Below are 17,425 nucleotides of genomic sequence, written 5' to 3'. Positions count from 1 at the left end.
ACATCGATCCGTCGCGTCGGGGGGCAGGCGGATCTGGGGGAGGCCGCACTCCGGCTATGGTGAGCGGCCCTGCGCCCGCCCGGCGACCCACGGGGGAGTCGCTGGGCGGGCCCGTTCAGAACAATCGGCCACCAATGCACAGGAGTCAGGCCATGAGCGAGACGACACAGTCCACCGTCGAGGAGTTCGAGAAGGAATTCGAGACCGCCGGCACGGACGACGACTACACCTCCACCCGGCCCGGAAAGGGCGACGGCGGCGTAGAGGTGAAGGACGACCACACACCCATCGGCCCCGAGGCCGACGGAGACGGCGGTCTGGTCACGATGGACGACCACACGCCCATCGGTGCCGAGACGGTGAAGGAAGGAAGCCCGGACAAGGACAAGTAGGCCATTGCCACGGGGGATGCAGAGGGCTTGGCGTCAGCGGCGCGGAGGGGGTGCCGCTGCCGCCGAGCCCCCTGCTTTGAGCAACGGCCCAGCGGGAATCCTGAAGTTGCCCGCCGTTCGCCGACCGCACCGACCACGAATCTCCGGAGGAGAGAAATGCCCAAAGTTCTGAGGACGCTCATCATCTGCTCGTTACTCGTAGCCGGAGCATTCTCTCCAGCAGTGGCCGCCGGGCCTTCGCACTCCGACGTGCACAGCGCACACCACGTCGACATCAACGACACCAGGGACGAGCACACACCCTGATCGTCAGGTGCCGGATACGACAGAAGGGGCGGGCCGCTCAACGGCCCGCCCCTTCTGCGTTTCCGTTTCTGCCATCTGCGTCCTGCGCGTCAGACCGACAGCCCGTCAGTCCCGTCAGTCCGTCACTTGACCGATTCGACGAGGCAGTCCGACACGTCGCCGATCCGCTCCGGATGCGCCATGCGTACGTCCACGGCCTCGGTGTCCCTGCTTCCGACCTCGACCTCCGCGAGACCCGAGTCGACGTAAGTCCCGGACTCGTCAAGGAACTTGACCTTCACCCGGTAGGTCTTGCCGTAGCTCTTCGGGTTACGGACCTCCACCACGGCCTTCGCCGCGCTGCCGCTCTGCGCCGCGCACTGCGCGACGGTCCCGGTGGCGGTCCCGTTCCTGGCGGCTCCGTTGTTCGAGCCGGTCGTACCGGTGGTGCTGTGATAGCGCCCCGAGCGCCGGTAGCCGCCGTCGCCCGAGCCGTAGTCGTCCTTGCTGCCGCTGTCATAACTGCTGCTTCCGCCGCCGTAGCTGCTTCCGCTGTCGTAACTGCTGTCGCTGCTGCTGTGGCTGCTGGAGCTCGAACTGCTGCACCCTCCGCCGCCGCTCCGGCCGCCGCCCTTGCGGGCGGGACTGAACCCGCTGATCGCCACGAGTACGACCGCCACGGCGGCGATGAGTTTGAGATGACGCGACATGGTTGAGACCCCCGATCCAGACATGAGCACTGGGGCGAATGCCCCCGTGCGGGGACGCCGCCAGGTGGCCGGGGGGTTCCCCCCGGCGTAACGTTTCGTACGGGATGACGCACCCTGCGGCGTCAGCCTGCTCCCCGACGGGAGAAGCACCCGCCGGAAGGAGCGACCGCGCGGCGCCGGGAAGCGAGGCGAACCCGATGGTCCGGAACCTGCTCGGCACCCTGCTCGCGCTCATCGGCGCGGCCGCGGCCGCGTGGAGCCCCTTCCGCGCGTGGTACGGGGCACGGCTCGGCCGCGACTACCTTGTCCGCGAGCTCTTCTCGTCCGCCGGAATCACCGGAACCCAGGCAAGCCTGTGGACAGGGCTGTTCGTGCCCATGCTCGGCGCCGCAGCGCTCACCCTTCTCGCGGTGCTCATGCGCTCCCGTCTGCTCCTGGCGCTGACGGGTCTGCTCGTACTGGGCTTCACGATCCTGTGGATGGTCCGGCAGGGGCAGGACGCGGGAACCCTCACGGCCGGAGCCGGCGGTCTCGGGGACGGCGTGGGCTACGCGATCGGCGGCGGCGCGCTCCTCCTCCTGGCCGCGCTCGTGATGCGGGGGCGCCGTCCGCGCGGACGGCGCCGCAAGGGCCGCGGCCGGGGCCGCGTGGACGACGGCTACGGCACGGCCGCAGTAGCCTCGGACGCCGGGCCCGAGGACCGGGAGTTCTCCGAAATGCCCCAGCCCTACGGCCCGTTCGGGACGACGCACGGTCCGCACGAGGCCTACCAGGCGGACGACTGGCCACCGTACGAGCGCAGCCACCACCCCTACTACTACGACGACTCGACGCCCCCGGAGGAGTGGGACCCGTGGGCGCCCCGGGACGCCGGGGCCAGGTCGTCGCCCGTCGGCCCGCCTGAGGACCGGACCGGTCAGCCGGACCAGACCGGTCAGCCCGGTCAGCCCGCGGAGCCCGCGGAGCCCGGCGAGCCGGGCGTACCGGGCGGCCAGCCGCCGCAGGGCCCGCAGCAGCAGCCTCCGCCGCCCGCCGGACCGGAGACGGAGGCGGAGACGCGTCCGGAGCAGGACGGCCACGGCCCCCGGAACACGCAGCGCATTCCGCGCCGCCCCGACCACCGCGGCGGCGGCACATCCGAGTGACCGGGTGCGCCGGCGCCGCCTCGCGGCCTCAGTGACCGGGCAGGAACAGGCAGAACGGATGCCCCGCCGGGTCGAACAGAACCCGTACGCCCTCCTCCGGCTGGAACTCCGCCACGGCCGCTCCCCCGGCGACGGCATGAGCCGAGGCGACATCGAGATCGTCGACCTCGATGTCCAGGTGGATCATCATCTGCTGATCGCCGGGGCCCGCCGGCCACACGGGCCTGACGTGCTCCGACTCGGTCTGGAACGAGAGCCCGGGCCCGCCGTCCGGGGCTTCGAGCATCACCCAGTCCGGCTCGTCCCACTTCAGGCGCCAGCCCATCAGGTGGGCGTAGAAGCCGGCCAGCGCACGCGGATCGGGTGCGCCGAGCACGATGCCCGACAGTCTTGTACGCGGTCTTGTACGCGGTCCGCCGCTCACGGCGCCTCCTCGTCCTCCGTCGTCCCAGCTCGGGCGAGCTCACATCCGACGACGAGCCCGCTCAGACCTGACGAGCCTGCCCCGTGCCCTTCGCGGCGTCCAGCGCGTAGACACAGCGGTCCTTGCTGCACGCGTATACGACACCGCGGTCGGCCACCGGCGACCCGGTGATCTCGCCGCCCGTGGCCAGCTTCCAGCGGAGCTGACCGCCCACGGCGTCGACGGTGTACAGGCAGTGGTCGGCAGAACCGAAGTGCACCCGTCCGTCCGCGACGACCGGTGCGCCCACCAGGTCACCGCCGGCGGCGAACCGCCACCGCGGTGCGCCGCTGACCGCGTCGAGCGTGTAGAGCGCGCCGCCGCTGCCCAGGTGGACGAGTCCGTCGGCGACGACGACCGGCTCCGTCGAGTGCCGGGCCTCCGTCGCGATCCGCCATCTGTCCTGGCCGGTCGCGGCGTCGAGGGCGTAGACCGTGCCGAGGTGGTCGGCCAGATACACGCCGCCGCCCGCGACCGCCGGGCCGTGCACGAAGGCAGGCGCGCTGAGGAAGACCGCGGGGGCGTCGAAGCGCCAGCGCTCCGCGCCGCTCGCGCCGTCCAGAGCATGCACGCGCGCACCGGCGCACACGTACACCACGCCGTCCTCCGCCGGGGTCAGCCGCAGCGGGACGCCGCCTGTGACTCCCGCGTCGCCGACCGGGTACGACCAGCGCTCGGCGCCCGTGCGGGCCTCCAGCGCGAACAGCCGGCCCTCGCCCCACGTGTAGACCGTGCCCTCGTGTACGGAGGGACCGCCCTCGCGCGTCTCGAACTCGGTCTGCGCACCGCCGAGTTCCCACAACTTCTCGCCGTTCGCCGCCTCCCACGCCTGTACGCCGCCGCCCCGCGTGCCCGTGACGACGGTGCCGCGGTCGGCCTGGAGCGAGAACACCCAGCCGTCGGTGGCCAGCCGCCACAGCTCGGAGCCGTCGCGGGCGTCCAGCGCGTAGAGGCTCGGACCGTCCGATGCGTGTACGCGTCCGCCCGCGACGGCCATGGACCAGGCCACCTCGCGCGTCCTGAACTGGCGGCGTCCGCTGGCGACATCGAGCGCGTGCACCTCGAAGGAGGTGACGTAGAGCAGATCGTCGGCGACGACCGGCGTGCCCCATACGTCGTTCGACATCCGGAAGCGCCACGGACGCCAGCGCTGCGGCTGCGGCGCGCCCCCGGACTCACCGGTCGCGCCGGGTGCGGAGACCACTCCGGCCGGCCCGGCGAGCGGCGGCGGCGCCTCACCGCTCGCACCGGCACCGGCCGCGGACACCGCCGCTGCGCCGGGCCCGGTCACCGGCGCGGACGCGGGTGCGGGCGCCGGCTGCGCGCCGTTCGGCGGACGCACCCAGCCCGTGGCAGGACCGGCCGCCTCCGCACGTACGTCGTCGGACCGCCGCGGCCCGGGCCCGATGGGCACCTGCGAACCGGGCAGCCGTACGGGAGCACCGTCGGCCACGTCCGCGGACGAAGGGGCGCCGTGGGCGGGCTGAGCCGGCGCCACCGGCTGAGCGGACTGGCCGCCCGGAGCCGCGTGCGCGGGATGCGAGGCGAGCGACCCCACGGCCGAGGGCCCTCCGGGACCGGCCGGGATGGCATGCCGGGGCCCGCCGCGGCGGCCGCCGCCGGCCGCGTGCGCGGGCGGTGCCTGCGTGACGGCGGGCGGCGCGGAAGCGGCAGACGGCGCCGGCTGCGCGGCGGGCCCGTCCGGAGCCCCGTCCGGGGCCGCGTCCGGGGGACCCTCCGGCGGGCCGTCCTGACGGTGCGCGGCCCGTCTGGGCGTGGGACGTGCGCCGCGCTTGCGCTCGATGAGGGCCACCGCCCCGGCGGGCAGCCACGCCGAGGCCGTACCGCTGTCGTCGCCGCCCGCGGAGAAGAGGTGCGGGGCGAGCTGTGCCTGGATGTCGGCCGGGCTGGGGCGCTCCTCGGCGGCCATCCGCATACAGGGGTCGATGAGCGGGCGCAGCTCCTCGTTCATCCCCTCCAGGTCCGGCCCGTCGCGGAGCAGCATGAAGACCGTCTCCACGGGGTTGGCGCCGTGAAAGGGCGCATGCCCGGTGGCGGCGAAGACGAGCGTCGAGGCGAGGGAGAAGATGTCGCTCGCCCCCGTGACGCTGCGCGAATCCCGCGCCTGCTCAGGGGACATGTACGCGGGCGTGCCGACGGCCACGTTCGTCATCGTCAGGCGCGTGTTCGAGACACCGGAGGCGATGCCGAAGTCGATGACGCGCGGCCCGTCCTCGACCACCAGGACGTTGGAAGGCTTGAGGTCGCGGTGCACCAGCCCCGCGCCGTGGATGGACTGGAGCGCCTCGGCGACCCCCGCCGCGAGCCAGCGGACGGCCTGCACCGGCAGGGGCCCGCACTCATTGACTATTTCCTCGAGGGAGGGCGCGGGCACGAACGCCGTCGCGAGCCACGGCACCGCCGCCCTCGGGTCGGCGTCCACGACGGCCGCGGTGTAGAAGCCGCTGACGGCGCGCGCGGCCTCGACCTCGCGCGTGAAGCGCACACGGAACAGCTGATCCTCGGCGAGCTCGGTCCGTACGGTCTTGATCGCCACACGGCGGCCGGAGGCCGAGCGCGCGAGATAGACCAGCCCCATGCCGCCGGCGCCGAGTCGGCCGAGCACCTCGAACTGGCCGATCCGTCGCGGATCGTGCTGCGTCAGCTGCTCCACCACTTACCTGCCACCTCCCCGTCGGGGCTCGATTTCCGCCCCGTGCAGCTTCTCACTGCCCTGCCGGACACGCGGTCCACAGGCTGATTCTTCCTGCCCATGGCGGTGGTTGCGAACCCGGGGGCAGCCCCTTCGGGTCTCCGCAGGCCAAACACCGAAGCGCGAGGCCACATTCCAGTCTTCCTGGTCTCCCCGCACGCCGGTGCGGGGCGTGCCCGGCGTGCGCCGCACTCCTGCCCGCCCCTCACGCCGTACCCACTGCGGGGGGCCCGCAGGTCACCGGCGCGCCCCGGCAGGGCCGCCGCGGTTCGCCACCGGCGGGTGTCTCTGCCCGTACGGCCATGCCCGGTCTGCCTCCCCTGCTTCGCCGCTTCCGGTGCCGCAGCCGATGCCGCTGCCCTTCCCGCTGCCCGTACCGCTGCACGGGCCGCGGGCTCCGCGACCGCCTGTGCACCTGCTTCGCCCCCCGGCGTGTGCGGACGGATCCGTCCGTACGGCACGCTAGCCGCGTTCGGGAGCCCGTGCAGGCCGATGATTCGAACGCGCAGTGTTCTCCCCTCCCCTCGCCTCGCTCCGCCGTCCCCCGGCCTTGCCCCGCCGCCGGCGCATCTGCCCGTGCATCCGGCCGTCCTCTACGTCTGCCCCGCCGGGCGCGTCCGGACCCACCCCGGATCCGGCCGGTGCCACCCCATTTGCATGCGGCCGAATCGCGCGCCCGTTCCCCGTCGATAAGCTGACGGCATGACAGGACAAGTTCGAACCGTCGACGGGCGAGTAGCGGGGCGCCGCGGGCAGGCGACGCGGCAGAAGCTGCTCGACTGCCTCGGCGAGATGCTCAGCTCGTCGCCGTATCGCGATGTCAAGGTCATTGATGTCGCACGGCGGGCGGGCACGTCCCCGGCGACCTTCTACCAGTACTTCCCGGACGTCGAGGGCGCCGTCCTCGAACTGGCCGAGTCCATGGCGAAGGACGGCGCCGCGCTCAGCGATCTGGTGGCCGACCGTTCCTGGGCGGGCAAGTCCGGCTGGCGCACCGCCGAGGAGCTCGTGGACGGGTTCCTCTCCTTCTGGCGCAAGAACGACGCCATCCTGCGGGTCGTCGACCTGGGCGCGGCCGAGGGCGACAAGCGGTTCTACAAGATCCGCATGAAGGTCCTGAACTCCGTCAACCAGCCGCTGACGGACTCCATCAAGGACCTCCAGGCCAAGGGCCGGGTCGACAAGGACGTCAATCCGGCGGCCACGGCCGGCGCGCTCGTGATGATGCTCGCCTCCGTGGCGAGCCATCAGAAGGGCTTCCAGACCTGGGGCGTCAAGCAGGCGGAACTGAAGCCGAATCTGGCTCTGCTGGTCCACCTCGGTGTGACCGGCCGCAAGCCCACAAGATGAACCGTTTCCCCGAGCACTTCGAAAAACGTTTCTCCCCCACCTCGCCGAAATCCCCCTGCCGGCGCCGCGGCCTCCGGGGTCTCCACGTGCGTCCCGCGCTCTCCGGCAACCGCGCACGCCCCGGCCGGCGGCCGCCTCCACGTGCTCTTCCCGTGACTCTTCCGTGACGGGAACACCACGCCACCAGCACTAAACTCTCGGTCATGCCCATGACCGACGACGGAGTTCCCGTTCACATCATCGGCGCCGGTCCCGGCGGGCTGGCCACGGCCGCGGCACTCCACGAACTCGGCATCAGCACCGTCGTACTGGAGAAGTCCCCGTCGGTCGCCGCCTCCTGGCGCGCCCACTACGACCGGCTGCGGCTGCACACCACGCGCCGCTGGTCGGCGCTGCCGGGGCTGCCGATACCCCGCTCGTACGGACGCTGGGTCGCGCGCGACGACTTCGTCCGGTATCTGGAGAGCTACGCCGAGCACCACGGCATCGAGGTGGCCACCGGCGTCGAGGTCGACTCGGTCGCACGCGACGGCGACGACTGGGTGCTGCACGCCAACGGCGGGCGCCGGCTGACCACGCCGGTCGCCGTCGTCGCGACGGGCTACAACCACACCGCGGAGCTGCCGTCCTGGCCCGGCCGGGAGAACTACGCGGGCGAACTGCTGCACGCCTCGCGCTACCGCAACCCGGAACCGTACGCGGGCAAGGACGTGCTCGTCGTCGGCGCCGGCAACACGGGGGCGGAGATAGCCGCGGATCTCGCTCAGGGCGGGGCCGCACGGGTGCGGCTCGCCGTGCGCACCGTCCCGCACATCGTCCGGCGCTCCACCCTGGGCTGGCCCGCTCAGGCCAACGGCATCCTCTGCCGCCGCCTGCCGACGCGGCTCGTGGACGCCCTGGCCGCGCGCATGGCGAAGGTCGCCGTCCCGGACCTGTCTGCCCGGGGGCTCCCGCGCCCCGACACCGGGCTGTACACGCGGGCCTGCCAGGGTGCGATCCCCGTGCAGGACGTGGGGCTGATCTCCGCCGTACGCAAGGGACGCGTGGAGCCCGTCGCGGCCGTGGAGTCCTTCGACGGTGCGAAGATCCAGCTCGCCGACGGCACGTCCGTCGCCCCCGACGCCGTCATAGCCGCGACGGGCTTCCGGCGTGGGCTGGAGGACCTGGTCGGCGGCCTCGGTGTGCTCGACGACGCCGGACGCCCGCTGGTGCACGGCCGCCGCACCCACCCGCAGGCCCCCGGGCTGTACTTCATCGGCTATACGAATCCGCTCAGCGGGATGCTGCGGGAGCTGTCGCTGGACGCGCGCCGAATCGCGAAGGCGGTGAACCGGGCCGCGGCCTGACCGGTCTCAAGCCGTGGCCTGGAGCCCCCGCGTCCAGGGGAGCATCCAGGGGGAGGATCAAGCCGCGACCAAGTTGCTGCCGTCGGCACCGCCGGGGTCGATCACCGGGGTGGCCCGCCGTCGCGGCGGAGTCCCTGCCGCCGTCGCGGCGATCAGCCACGTCGGACAGGGTCCGGCCGAACGGCCGACCGACGAGACCGACACGTGCGTCTTGATCCGCCGGACACCCACTAGCAGGCCGCCCTCGCGGATCGCGGCGCGGGCTCCGCCGCGAAAGCGGAACCGCTCGCGTCCGTTCCGTCGCGCATCTCGTGGACGGCCGGGCCGGTGGCCCCGGGTTCGATCCACGCCCGTAGCGTCAGGGTCCCGTCGTAGTCGCCCCCGTTCTCGCTGCGGAAGGCCAGCGGCCCGGCGTCCGGCAGGCCGCGCAGCCGCTCGCGCAGGGCCCGCACGTACGCCCGGTGTTCCGCGTCGGTGAGGCGGTCCGCGCCGTACACCACGAAGGGGCGGTGGGGCTCCATGCCCGTGTACCAGAAGGTGCCGTGCAACAGCGGCCACAGCACGTCGTTGACGTACCCGTGGATGCCGCGGGGAGCGAAGCCCGACTCCCGGGCACCGACCGAGGTGATCACCAGCGCGCGCCGGCCGGCCAGGCCGCCCTCGCCGTAGCGCAGGGTGCGGCCGTCGGCGCCCTTCAGCCCGAACGCGAAGCCCTGTACGAGTACGCGGTCGAACCAGCCCTTCATGATCGCCGGCGGCCCGAACCACCACATCGGGAAGTGGAAGACGAGGGTGTCGGCCCAGGCGATCTTGCGCTGTTCCTCGCGGATGTCCTCGCTCTGCTCGTCCGCGGTGTACGCGCGCTCCTGCTCCGCGCCGACGGTCAGCCGGTCGGAGTGCGTGCCCGGGGCCGCCGGCGGACGTACGTCGCCGGCGTCCAGGACCGCCTTCCAGCCCATGGCGTACAGGTCGGAGACCCGCGTCTCGTGGCCGGCGGCGGACAGCTCGCGCAGGCCCTCGCGCATGAGCGAGGCGCTGAGGGAGCGCTGTTCGGGGTGGGCGAAAATCCAGAGAACCTTCATGGCTCCGATGCTGCGGCGCCTGCCGTTCCCGTACGAGTGGCCGGATGGACAGCATGTGAAAGAATCTGGCCATGACCGCCGCAGTGAGTCCTTCCCCGTCCGCGCCGGACGCCGCCGGACCGTTCCACGGCGACGGGCGTCACCGCGTAGCCGTACTGGTGCGCCCGGGTGTCATGCCGCTCGAACTGGGGCTGGTGCACCAGATGTTCGGCGCCGCGAGGAGCCCGGGCAGCGGCCCTGCCCTCTACGAGGTGGTCACCTGCGCTCTCACGCCCGGTCCGGTCCGTACGAACGCCGACTTCACCATTCACGTCGCGCACGGCCCGGAGACCCTGGACCGGGCGGAGACGGTGATCTTCCCGGCCACCCATGAGGAGGACGGCCCGGAGGCCACGGGACGCCTCGGCGCCCCGCTCGCCCGTGCCCTCGGACGCATCCACCGCCCCGGCACGCGCATCGCCTCGATCTGCACGGGCGCGTTCGTGCTGGCCGCGGCCGGCTGGCTGGACGGCAGGCGGGCGACGACGCACTGGAAGTCGGCCGAGGACTTCCGCCGTCTCTTCCCACGGGTCGATCTCGACCCGGACGTGCTCTACACGCACGAGGGCGACCTGCTCACGGCGGCCGGCGAGGCCGCAGGCATCGACCTGTGCCTGCACATGATCCGCAGCGACCACGGTGCCGCCGTGGCGGCCGACGTCGCGCGCACCACCGTCGTGCCACCGCACCGGGAGGGCGGCCAGGCCCAGTTCATACCGCGGCCGGTCGCGGAGCCCTCGGTGCGCTCCTCCACGGGCGCCGCGCGCGCCTGGGCGCTGCGCCGTCTCCACCGTCCCCTGTCGCTGCGCGAACTGGCGGAGTGCGAGTCCATGAGCGTACGGACGTTCACGCGGCGCTTCCGCGAGGAGGCCGGGCTCACGCCCGTCCAGTGGCTGACGCGGCAACGCGTCGAGCTGGCCCGGCAGTTGCTGGAGGAGACGGACCTGCCCGTGGACTCCGTCGCAGCACGGTCGGGCTTCGGTACGGGCGCCTCGCTGCGGCAGCACATGCAGGCGGCGCTCGGTGTCTCGCCGCGCGCCTACCGCGCCACCTTCCGCGGTCAGGACGGCTAGGGGGTGTCCGGCGGATCTTCGTGGGTCAGCGAGCGGTGTCCGGTGCATGGGGCCTCCCCGGGCCGCAGGCCCAGGGGACGCATCGCAAGGCGGAGGGTCGTTCTCATACTGGGCGTATTCGGACGAGCCCGACAACGTAGCGAGGTGCGGTGCCGGGCATCGCGAGCCCGCGAGGATCCGCCGGACACCCCCTAGGGGGTGTCCGCCCCGCGCCCGGCCTCCGGCTGCCCCCGTCCCCGTATCACCAGGGCCATCAGCGCCGCCGTGCCGCACAGCGCGCCGGAGGCGATCCAGGCCACGTCGTAGCTGCCGAAGGTGTCCCGCGCCAGGCCCGTCAGGAAGGCGACGACCGAGGCGCCGACCTGGTGCGAGGCGAGGACCCAGCCGAAGACGATCGCGCCGTTCTCGCCGAAGTGCGTACGGCACAGGGCGATGGTGGGCGGGACGGTGGCGACCCAGTCGAGCCCGTAGAAGACGATGAAGAACAGCATCGAAGGCTGCACGCTCTGCGCGAAGAGCATCGGCAGGAAGAGCAGCGAGAGGCCGCGCAGGGCGTAGTAGACGGCCAGCAGCCGGCGCGCGTCGAAGCGGTCGGTGAACCAGCCGGAGGCGACCGTCCCCACCAGGTCGAAGACGCCGATGACTGCGAGCAGCGAGGCGGCGGCGGGCACGGGCATGCCGTGGTCGTGCGCCGCGGGCACGAAGTGCACGCCGACCAGCCCGTTCGTCGAGGCTCCGCACACCGCGAAGGTGCCGGCGAGCAGCCAGAAGACCTTGGTGCGGGCCGCGTCGTACAGGGTCCGCAGCGCACGCTTCGCGGCTCCCGGAGGCGCGGGCGGCGGGGTGACATAGCCGGGGCCCGCTCCGTACGGGAGCAGCCCCGCGTCCTCCGGCCGGTCCCGCAGCACGAGCAGCACCAGCGGCACCACCGCGAGCGCGGCGAGCGCCACGGTCAGCGACGCCGTACGCCAGCCCGGGCCTTCGACCAACAGCGCAACCAGCGGCAGGAAGATCAGCTGCCCGGCGGCGCCGCCGGCCGTGAGGATGCCGCTGACCAGGCCGCGGCGCTCGATGAACCAGCTGTTCGCGACCGTCGCCGCGAAGGCCAGCGCCATGGAGCCGGTGCCGAGGCCGACGAGGAAGCCCCAGCACAGGATGAGCTGCCAGGTGGCGTCCATGAAGACGGTCAGCCCGCTTCCGGCGGCGATCAGCAGCAGCGCGCCGGAGACGATGCGACGGATGCCGTAGCGCTCCATCAGCGCCGCTGAGAAGGGTGAAGTGAGCCCGTAGAGCAGGACGTTGACGGAGACGGCGGCGGAGATGGTGCTGTGTGACCAGCCGAACTCCGCATGCAGAGGATCGATGAACACGCTGGGCGTGGCCCGGAATCCGGCCGCGCCGACGAGCGCGACGAACGACACCGCGGCCACCCACCAGGCGCGGTGCACTCGCGGTGGACGGCGCCTGGGCGGTGGGGTCGCGGGTCCGGATCCGGGTCCGGATCCGGCTGCGGCTTTGGCTGTGGTCAGGGACTCCTTCAAGGGCTCGGTCTCGTGCTTGTGCACGGGCTCGCTCACGGGGTCGCTCAGGGGGTCGGTCGCGCGTTCGGTCACGGAAACAGACTCCGCCGGGGCCCGTCCGACGCACGAGTGGCCCGGAGGCCATGTTGTGCGAGGATCGGGCCATGGATGCGAGCGCCTTCACTGCGAGTGCCACGACCGCGAGTGCCACGAATGCGGCCCCCGCGACCGCGAGCGCCTTCCGCCACCCCGGGCGTCACCGGGTGGCCGTGCTCGTACGGCACGGCCTGCTGCCCATCGAACTCGGCATCCCCCACCGCGTGTTCGGCCGCTCCTGGGACGAGCACGGCGAGCCGCTGTACGAGGTCGTCACGTGCGCGGTGACGCCAGGCTCCGTCCGTACGGACGCGGACTTCACCGTCGCCGTCCAGCACGGCCCCGAGGCGCTGGCCGAGGCGGACACCGTGATCGTGCCCGCGTCGCACGAGCTGGACGAGGCGTACGCCAGCGGCCGTCTGGAACCGCCCCTCGCCGGCGCCCTGGCCCTGATCCGGCCCGGCACGCGCATCGCTTCGATCTGCACGGGAGCCTTCGTGCTGGCCGCGGCCGGACTGCTGGACGGCAGACGCGCGACGACTCACTGGTCCTCCTGCGAGCGCCTGCAGCACCTCCACCCGGACGTCGACGTCGACCCGGACGTGCTCTACGTCGCCGACGGGCACGTGCTGACCTCGGCGGGCGTCGCGTCCGGAATCGATCTGTGTCTGCACATGGTGCGTGAGGACTTCGGCGCGGAGGTCGCCAACTCCGTCGCGCGGCGCACCGTCGTACCGCCCCACCGGGACGGCGGCCAGGCCCAGTTCATCGAGCGGCCCGTGCCGCAGCCCGGTGTCCACACGACGGGCACCGCCCGCGACTGGGCGCTGCGGCACCTGGAGCGGCCGCTCGGTCTGCGTGAGCTGGCGGAGCAGGAAGCCATGAGCGTACGGACGTTCACGCGGCGGTTCCGCGAGGAGGTGGGGATGAGCCCGCAGGTGTGGCTCACGCGGCAGCGCGTCGAACGGGCACGGCATCTGCTGGAGAGCAGCGGCCTGGCCGTCGAGAAGGTCGCGCGGGACGCGGGCTTCGGCTCGGCGTCGTCGCTGAGGCTGCACTTCCAGGCCGCGTTGGGGATCTCACCCAGCGCGTACCGGCGCACCTTCCGCATCCGTGGCGACGCCCTCGACGGCGGCGACGGAAGCGGCGGCAACGCCGACCGGGCGGGCGACCGCGCCGGGGACGCCGCCGCCTGAGCCCCGGCCGTACGGACACACCCGAAGCCGCCCCGTGCCGTGCGGCGCGCGCTTACTCGGGCAGGATGCGCGCCTATCCGGGTAAGACGCCGTCCGGGCCGCCCACCGCGCCTGCCGTCAACTGCCGGGCGGGCAGGCCGGAAAGCGCTGACAGCGAACCCTGGCATCCCTTGCCGGGCCCGGACCTGTCCAGTTCGCACCAGATGCGCTTGCCGAGTCCATCAAGCTGCCAGCCCCAGCGGTCGGCGAGACCCGAAACCAGCTCCAGGCCACGGCCGTTGGTGTCGTCGCCGTCGGTGTGACGCTGCCGGGGCGGGCATGTGCTCATGTCGGCCACCTCCACGCGGACGGCTCCCGGCGCGTGGCGTCCGGGCAGCAGCAGGCGGAGCACCGACGGAGTGCCCGCATGCACAACGGCGTTGGTCACCAGCTCCGAGACCAGCAGGAGCAGCGTCTCCGCCAGCGCCTCGTCACCGCCGACACCCCAGCCGGCCAACCTCGACCTGGCCCATCTGCGTGCGCGCCCCACCTCCGCCGGGTCCGCCCCGATCTCCAACTGCACCTGAAGCACCCGCACTGCTCACACCGTCCGAACTGGCAAGCACATCGCCTCGCGTCCTCGTGAGGTCACGGACCGTGACCCCGTCGGAGAACAGCATGATTGACGCATAGTTGGGGCAACAAGCGCTTCAGGCATATTCCAGCGCAAAGGACCAGCCGTACGGCATACTGCGCGACACTGCTTGGAAGGGCGCCGACACGGGCCGCGCACGCACCGGCGGGGACGGCGGGAGGCGCGCGGCGGACGGCATGAGCACCGGAGAGTGCACGGGGCTCGGGGTACGGAGCGCATGGGCTTCATCGGGCGTCGGGCAACGGACGCTATCGCGGGCCGAGTTGGCGCAACGACGACAGGACGCCCGGACGGCGAGGGCTGATGCGGCAGAGCGTCCGCCGGGTTGAAGGGTTCAGTCCCGCTGAAGGGCCCCGGTGCGGTGGACCAGGAGAGTCAGGCCGAGAGCGGACCGGCGGCCGCCTGCCGGGTGGCGGCGGGCAGATCCGGATAGCAGTCGAAGAGGCGGCGCACGCCGAGCGCGGCCAGCACGCGGTTCACATGTGATCCGTCCTCGGCGCCCTGCGCGGGGAGAATCAGCCGCAACTGCCCGGCACAGGAACGCATCAGCCGTCTCGAAGCGATCAGAACACCCACACCGCTGGAGTCACAGAAGAGCACTTCCGAAAGATCGAGAACGAGACTGCGCCGTCCGTCGGCAACCGCGTCGTGTACGTGCTGCCGCACGGCGGGCGAGGTGACCAGATCCATCTCTCCGGAGACCCGGAGAACGGCCCACTCCCCCCGTTCCTCCTCCAACACCTTCAACGACACGTCCTCGTATCCCCTTCGCTCGACTACGCCTGCCTGGGCCCTGCGCCTAACGGAATGGTCCCTTCCCTGTTCGGCTGCCCGGCCCCCCACGGTCAAAACGAGCCAGTCACCTGAGCCTATGCGCTTGAAAGCCGTCCTCCCCCGGTATCGTCGCAGTCATACCCGCATGACCTCCTGGCAATTTCGGGTGTGATCACGGGCCGACACTTCCTGAGCAATGCCGCAACGTGACGGGATCGACACCATCAGCGATCAGCACTGGAGGCACATTGCCGCAAAGGGGCGTGTGTTGTCAGCCCCTCGCACTACATTCGAGGTGCCGGCTTGCGAGAGGATCACGGCGGGCACGGCAATGGGCACTACCCCCTCGCTCCTCCCCCTCGCTTCGCGGGGAGGTGCCCCCAGGGGGACCCCCACCCAGGCCGAAGGCTCTGGGGGAGGCACGGATTCGGCTGGGAGTCACCATGGCGAACGAGACACCACCGCGCTGGGACCGGAAGATGCAGCAGCGTCTCGCACGTGGAGAAGCCGCAGCGCTGGGCGAGTTGTACGACCGTTTCGCTTCGCTCGTGCACAGCCTGTCCCACCGTGTGCTCGACGACGAGCCGGCTGCCGACCGCGCCACGCGCGACGTGTTCGGTTACATCTGGGAGAACCCGCACGCCTATGACCCGAAGAAGGGCCCGATGCGCTCCTGGATAGCGGGAGTCACACAGGAGATCGCGGCCGGATGGCTGCGCAGACAGCACAGCGGACAAGGGCCGCAGTCGCCGGACTCCCCGGAGCGGCGTGAGCAGATCGAGGAGAAGGTCCGCGCCGCGTCGACGGCGGCACGTGCGGACTACATCGTCACGTCCATGCCCTCTTCCCTGCGCGCCGCCCTTGAACTGACGTACTTCCAGCGCCGCGACTACCGCCAGGCGGCCCGGCAGTTGGACGTCACGGAGGACGAGGCCCGGCGCCGGCTGCGGCTCGGCCTGCAGCTGCTGTCCTCGGCGGCGAGCCACCCGATGCCGGCACACTCGGGCGACCGAAGGCGTCCGCGGTGAACGGCCCGTACGAAGATTTCCCCGGCGGATCCGGCGGCGGCACCGGGGGCGGCGGCAAGGGCGGCAGCGGCAAAGGAGATACGGGGGACGGCGAGGGCGGCGGCGCCCAAGGAGGGGCGCACCGCATACCTCCACCGCGGAGCCCCGCGGAGGACTCGCCGTTCGGGCGGTACGAGCCGCCGGAGGAGGCGGAACCGCGACGGGACGCGGCCGATGCACAGGACGCACCCGAAGTCGCGGATCTGCCATGGCAGTTCGAGCGCCACGAACGCCCTGCACAGCAACCGGGACGGGCCCCGGCGCCGCCCGTACAACCCGGACAGACCGTACCGCCCGGACAGACCCCGCCCGGCGGACACTCGCTTCCCGAGGAGCAGGCCGCGCCCGGAGAGCACGCCGCGGCCGGTGAACAGCCCCTGCCCGAAGGCCAGTCGGCCGGGCATCTCGACCACCGGGTGCTGAAGTCCCTGCTCGGAGCGTGGGCGCTCGCCGCCTGCTCCGCCGAGGAGACGGCCGCCGTCGAAGGGCATCTGAGCGACTGCGGCGCGTGCGCCGAGGAGGCGTTGCGGCTGCGCGACGCCGTCGGGCTGCTGCACCCGGAGGACAGCCTGGATCTGGACCCGATGCTGCGCTCACAGGTGCTGGAGGGCTGCATGGTGCGGCGCGCGCCGCGCGTTCCGGTGCCCGAGTGGGCCGCCCCCTACGACGCGGAGGCCTCCCGTCTCGACGCCCTGCTGCGGGACATGGCGGACGCGGAGTGGTTCGCGCCCGTTCTGCTGCGCTGGTTCGACGGGCGGCAGCGCGCGGAGCGTGAGACGACGGTCGCCGGCGTCATCGCTCATCTGCTCGCCGTCGACGGCCTGGTGGCCACCGCGCTGGGACTGCCCGACCCGCTGGACGCCACCCGCGCCGAGAGCGCCACGCAGGGCGGCGGACCGTCCGGTCCCGCGCTGCGCACCGAGGAGTTCTGGCGCGCCGACTGCGACGTGCTCCGCACGCCGAACGCCCGCGGGCCGTGGCGGGAGCAGGGTCACGCCATGGTGCGTACGGCGTCGTTCGCCGGCAGCGGCGCCGCCGAACTCGACGTCCTCTACGGCGACTTCACCCTCCCCGTCCGTGACGCCCTCCTCGACCGGGCCTTCGAGTGCTGGATGCACGCCGAGGACATCGCGGACGCCATCCACTATCCGTACGCCGCACCGCAGGGCAAGCACATGCACGACATGGTCGACCTCGCGGCCCGGCTGCTGCCCGGGACGATCGCCTGGCGCCGCCGTACGGGCCTGGCAGGAGCACCGCAGCGGCTGACGACCGCGGGAGCCCCGGGCCGCGCGCTGCATCTGGAGGTGGAGGGCGACGGCGGGGGCGACTGGTACATCCCGCTGGACTCGCCCGCGGCGTCCGTGCGCCCGGACGACGCGGTGGCTCATGTGGCCCTGGACCGTTACGAGTTCTGCCAGCTCGTGGCCGGTCATGTGGCGCCGCTGGAGACTGCGGCGGGCCAGGACGGCGACCCGGAGGCCGTACGGGACGTCCTGTTCGCGGCGGCCTCGCTCTCCCGGATGTAGCCGCCTCGCGG

At 72.5% G+C, this 17,425-nt stretch carries 16 protein-coding genes; 9 read left to right on the top strand and 7 right to left on the bottom strand.

Annotated elements, in window-relative coordinates; translation table 11 throughout:
* Window positions 1–152 precede the first annotated feature (152 nt).
* Both ACSMXX_RS18660 and ACSMXX_RS18655 read left to right on the top strand, forming a co-directional pair.
* Window positions 153–392 carry a hypothetical protein gene (locus tag ACSMXX_RS18660; protein WP_473179834.1) on the top strand — a complete coding sequence of 80 codons (240 nt, stop codon included), beginning with the start codon at window positions 153–155 and terminating at the stop codon, window positions 390–392.
* Window positions 393–548: 156 nt separating this feature from the next.
* Window positions 549–698, top strand: coding sequence for a hypothetical protein (locus ACSMXX_RS18655; protein WP_473179833.1), 150 nt, complete (start codon window positions 549–551; stop codon window positions 696–698).
* 122 nt (window positions 699–820) lie between these two features.
* Here the strand turns inward: ACSMXX_RS18655 and ACSMXX_RS18650 are convergent, their stop codons facing one another.
* Complete coding sequence (locus ACSMXX_RS18650) at window positions 821–1,387, bottom strand: hypothetical protein (protein WP_473179832.1); 567 nt, start codon at window positions 1,385–1,387, stop codon at window positions 821–823.
* A gap of 197 nt (window positions 1,388–1,584) precedes the next feature.
* On the opposite strand from ACSMXX_RS18650, the gene ACSMXX_RS18645 reads away from it, so the two are divergent.
* Window positions 1,585–2,532, top strand: a complete 948-nt coding sequence (locus ACSMXX_RS18645) for a hypothetical protein (RefSeq protein WP_473179831.1) — start codon at window positions 1,585–1,587, stop codon at window positions 2,530–2,532.
* Between the two features lie 28 nt (window positions 2,533–2,560).
* On the opposite strand, the gene ACSMXX_RS18640 is transcribed toward ACSMXX_RS18645, so the two are convergent.
* Window positions 2,561–2,956: a VOC family protein gene (locus tag ACSMXX_RS18640; protein ID WP_473179830.1), complete on the bottom strand. Its 396-nt coding sequence runs from the start codon at window positions 2,954–2,956 to the stop codon at window positions 2,561–2,563.
* 61 nt (window positions 2,957–3,017) lie between these two features.
* A complete protein-coding gene (gene afsK, locus ACSMXX_RS18635; RefSeq protein WP_473179829.1) occupies window positions 3,018–5,672 on the bottom strand; it encodes a protein serine/threonine kinase AfsK in 2,655 nt (884 codons plus the stop codon).
* A gap of 738 nt (window positions 5,673–6,410) precedes the next feature.
* Here afsK and ACSMXX_RS18630 point away from each other — a divergent pair.
* The gene (locus tag ACSMXX_RS18630) at window positions 6,411–7,058 is read left to right on the top strand and encodes a TetR/AcrR family transcriptional regulator (protein ID WP_473179828.1); all 648 of its coding nucleotides are present in this window, start codon (window positions 6,411–6,413) and stop codon (window positions 7,056–7,058) included.
* Window positions 7,059–7,267: 209 nt separating this feature from the next.
* A complete protein-coding gene (locus ACSMXX_RS18625) occupies window positions 7,268–8,404 on the top strand; it encodes a flavin-containing monooxygenase (protein ID WP_473184849.1) in 1,137 nt (378 codons plus the stop codon).
* A gap of 230 nt (window positions 8,405–8,634) precedes the next feature.
* Here the strand turns inward: ACSMXX_RS18625 and ACSMXX_RS18620 are convergent, their stop codons facing one another.
* The gene (locus ACSMXX_RS18620) at window positions 8,635–9,486 is read right to left on the bottom strand and encodes an NAD(P)H-dependent oxidoreductase (protein WP_473179827.1); all 852 of its coding nucleotides are present in this window, start codon (window positions 9,484–9,486) and stop codon (window positions 8,635–8,637) included.
* A 71-nt stretch (window positions 9,487–9,557) separates the two neighbouring features.
* Here ACSMXX_RS18620 and ACSMXX_RS18615 point away from each other — a divergent pair, with 71 nt between their 5' ends.
* Window positions 9,558–10,598: a GlxA family transcriptional regulator gene (locus ACSMXX_RS18615; RefSeq protein ID WP_473179826.1), complete on the top strand. Its 1,041-nt coding sequence runs from the start codon at window positions 9,558–9,560 to the stop codon at window positions 10,596–10,598.
* 191 nt (window positions 10,599–10,789) lie between these two features.
* On the opposite strand, the gene ACSMXX_RS18610 is transcribed toward ACSMXX_RS18615, so the two are convergent.
* Window positions 10,790–12,127: an MFS transporter gene (locus ACSMXX_RS18610; protein WP_473184848.1), complete on the bottom strand. Its 1,338-nt coding sequence runs from the start codon at window positions 12,125–12,127 to the stop codon at window positions 10,790–10,792.
* A gap of 155 nt (window positions 12,128–12,282) precedes the next feature.
* Between ACSMXX_RS18610 and ACSMXX_RS18605 the strand changes: the two genes are divergently transcribed.
* A complete protein-coding gene (locus ACSMXX_RS18605) occupies window positions 12,283–13,410 on the top strand; it encodes a GlxA family transcriptional regulator (RefSeq protein WP_473179825.1) in 1,128 nt (375 codons plus the stop codon).
* Between the two features lie 73 nt (window positions 13,411–13,483).
* Here the strand turns inward: ACSMXX_RS18605 and ACSMXX_RS18600 are convergent, their stop codons facing one another.
* Complete coding sequence (locus ACSMXX_RS18600) at window positions 13,484–13,987, bottom strand: ATP-binding protein (RefSeq protein ID WP_473179824.1); 504 nt, start codon at window positions 13,985–13,987, stop codon at window positions 13,484–13,486.
* Window positions 13,988–14,419: 432 nt separating this feature from the next.
* Window positions 14,420–14,797 (bottom strand): STAS domain-containing protein, encoded by a 378-nt coding sequence (locus tag ACSMXX_RS18595; RefSeq protein ID WP_473179823.1) that lies wholly within the window; start codon window positions 14,795–14,797, stop codon window positions 14,420–14,422.
* Window positions 14,798–15,261: 464 nt separating this feature from the next.
* Between ACSMXX_RS18595 and ACSMXX_RS18590 the strand changes: the two genes are divergently transcribed.
* On the top strand, window positions 15,262–15,846 hold the full coding sequence (locus tag ACSMXX_RS18590; RefSeq protein ID WP_473179822.1) for a sigma-70 family RNA polymerase sigma factor: 585 nt from the start codon (window positions 15,262–15,264) through the stop codon (window positions 15,844–15,846).
* A complete protein-coding gene (locus tag ACSMXX_RS18585) occupies window positions 15,843–17,414 on the top strand; it encodes a zf-HC2 domain-containing protein (protein ID WP_473179821.1) in 1,572 nt (523 codons plus the stop codon). Before ACSMXX_RS18590 ends, ACSMXX_RS18585 begins: the two co-directional genes overlap by 4 nt.
* Window positions 17,415–17,425: the final 11 nt, after the last annotated feature.

The sequence above is a fragment of the Streptomyces sp. DSM 116795 genome (assembly GCF_055792905.1).
The sequence above is the reverse complement of the archived record's forward strand: the minus strand, read 5'-3'. Positions and strand labels throughout refer to the sequence as shown.

Coding starts and splice junctions, on each gene's coding strand:
- ACSMXX_RS18590 (WP_473179822.1), top strand. CDS start 15,262: ATGGCGAACGAGACACCACCGCGCTGGGACCGGAAGATGCAGCAGCGT.
- ACSMXX_RS18655 (WP_473179833.1), top strand. CDS start 549: ATGCCCAAAGTTCTGAGGACGCTCATCATCTGCTCGTTACTCGTAGCC.
- ACSMXX_RS18645 (WP_473179831.1), top strand. CDS start 1,585: ATGGTCCGGAACCTGCTCGGCACCCTGCTCGCGCTCATCGGCGCGGCC.
- ACSMXX_RS18615 (WP_473179826.1), top strand. CDS start 9,558: ATGACCGCCGCAGTGAGTCCTTCCCCGTCCGCGCCGGACGCCGCCGGA.
- ACSMXX_RS18605 (WP_473179825.1), top strand. CDS start 12,283: ATGGATGCGAGCGCCTTCACTGCGAGTGCCACGACCGCGAGTGCCACG.
- ACSMXX_RS18630 (WP_473179828.1), top strand. CDS start 6,411: ATGACAGGACAAGTTCGAACCGTCGACGGGCGAGTAGCGGGGCGCCGC.
- ACSMXX_RS18620 (WP_473179827.1), bottom strand. CDS start 9,486: ATGAAGGTTCTCTGGATTTTCGCCCACCCCGAACAGCGCTCCCTCAGC.
- ACSMXX_RS18650 (WP_473179832.1), bottom strand. CDS start 1,387: ATGTCGCGTCATCTCAAACTCATCGCCGCCGTGGCGGTCGTACTCGTG.
- ACSMXX_RS18625 (WP_473184849.1), top strand. CDS start 7,268: ATGACCGACGACGGAGTTCCCGTTCACATCATCGGCGCCGGTCCCGGC.
- ACSMXX_RS18660 (WP_473179834.1), top strand. CDS start 153: ATGAGCGAGACGACACAGTCCACCGTCGAGGAGTTCGAGAAGGAATTC.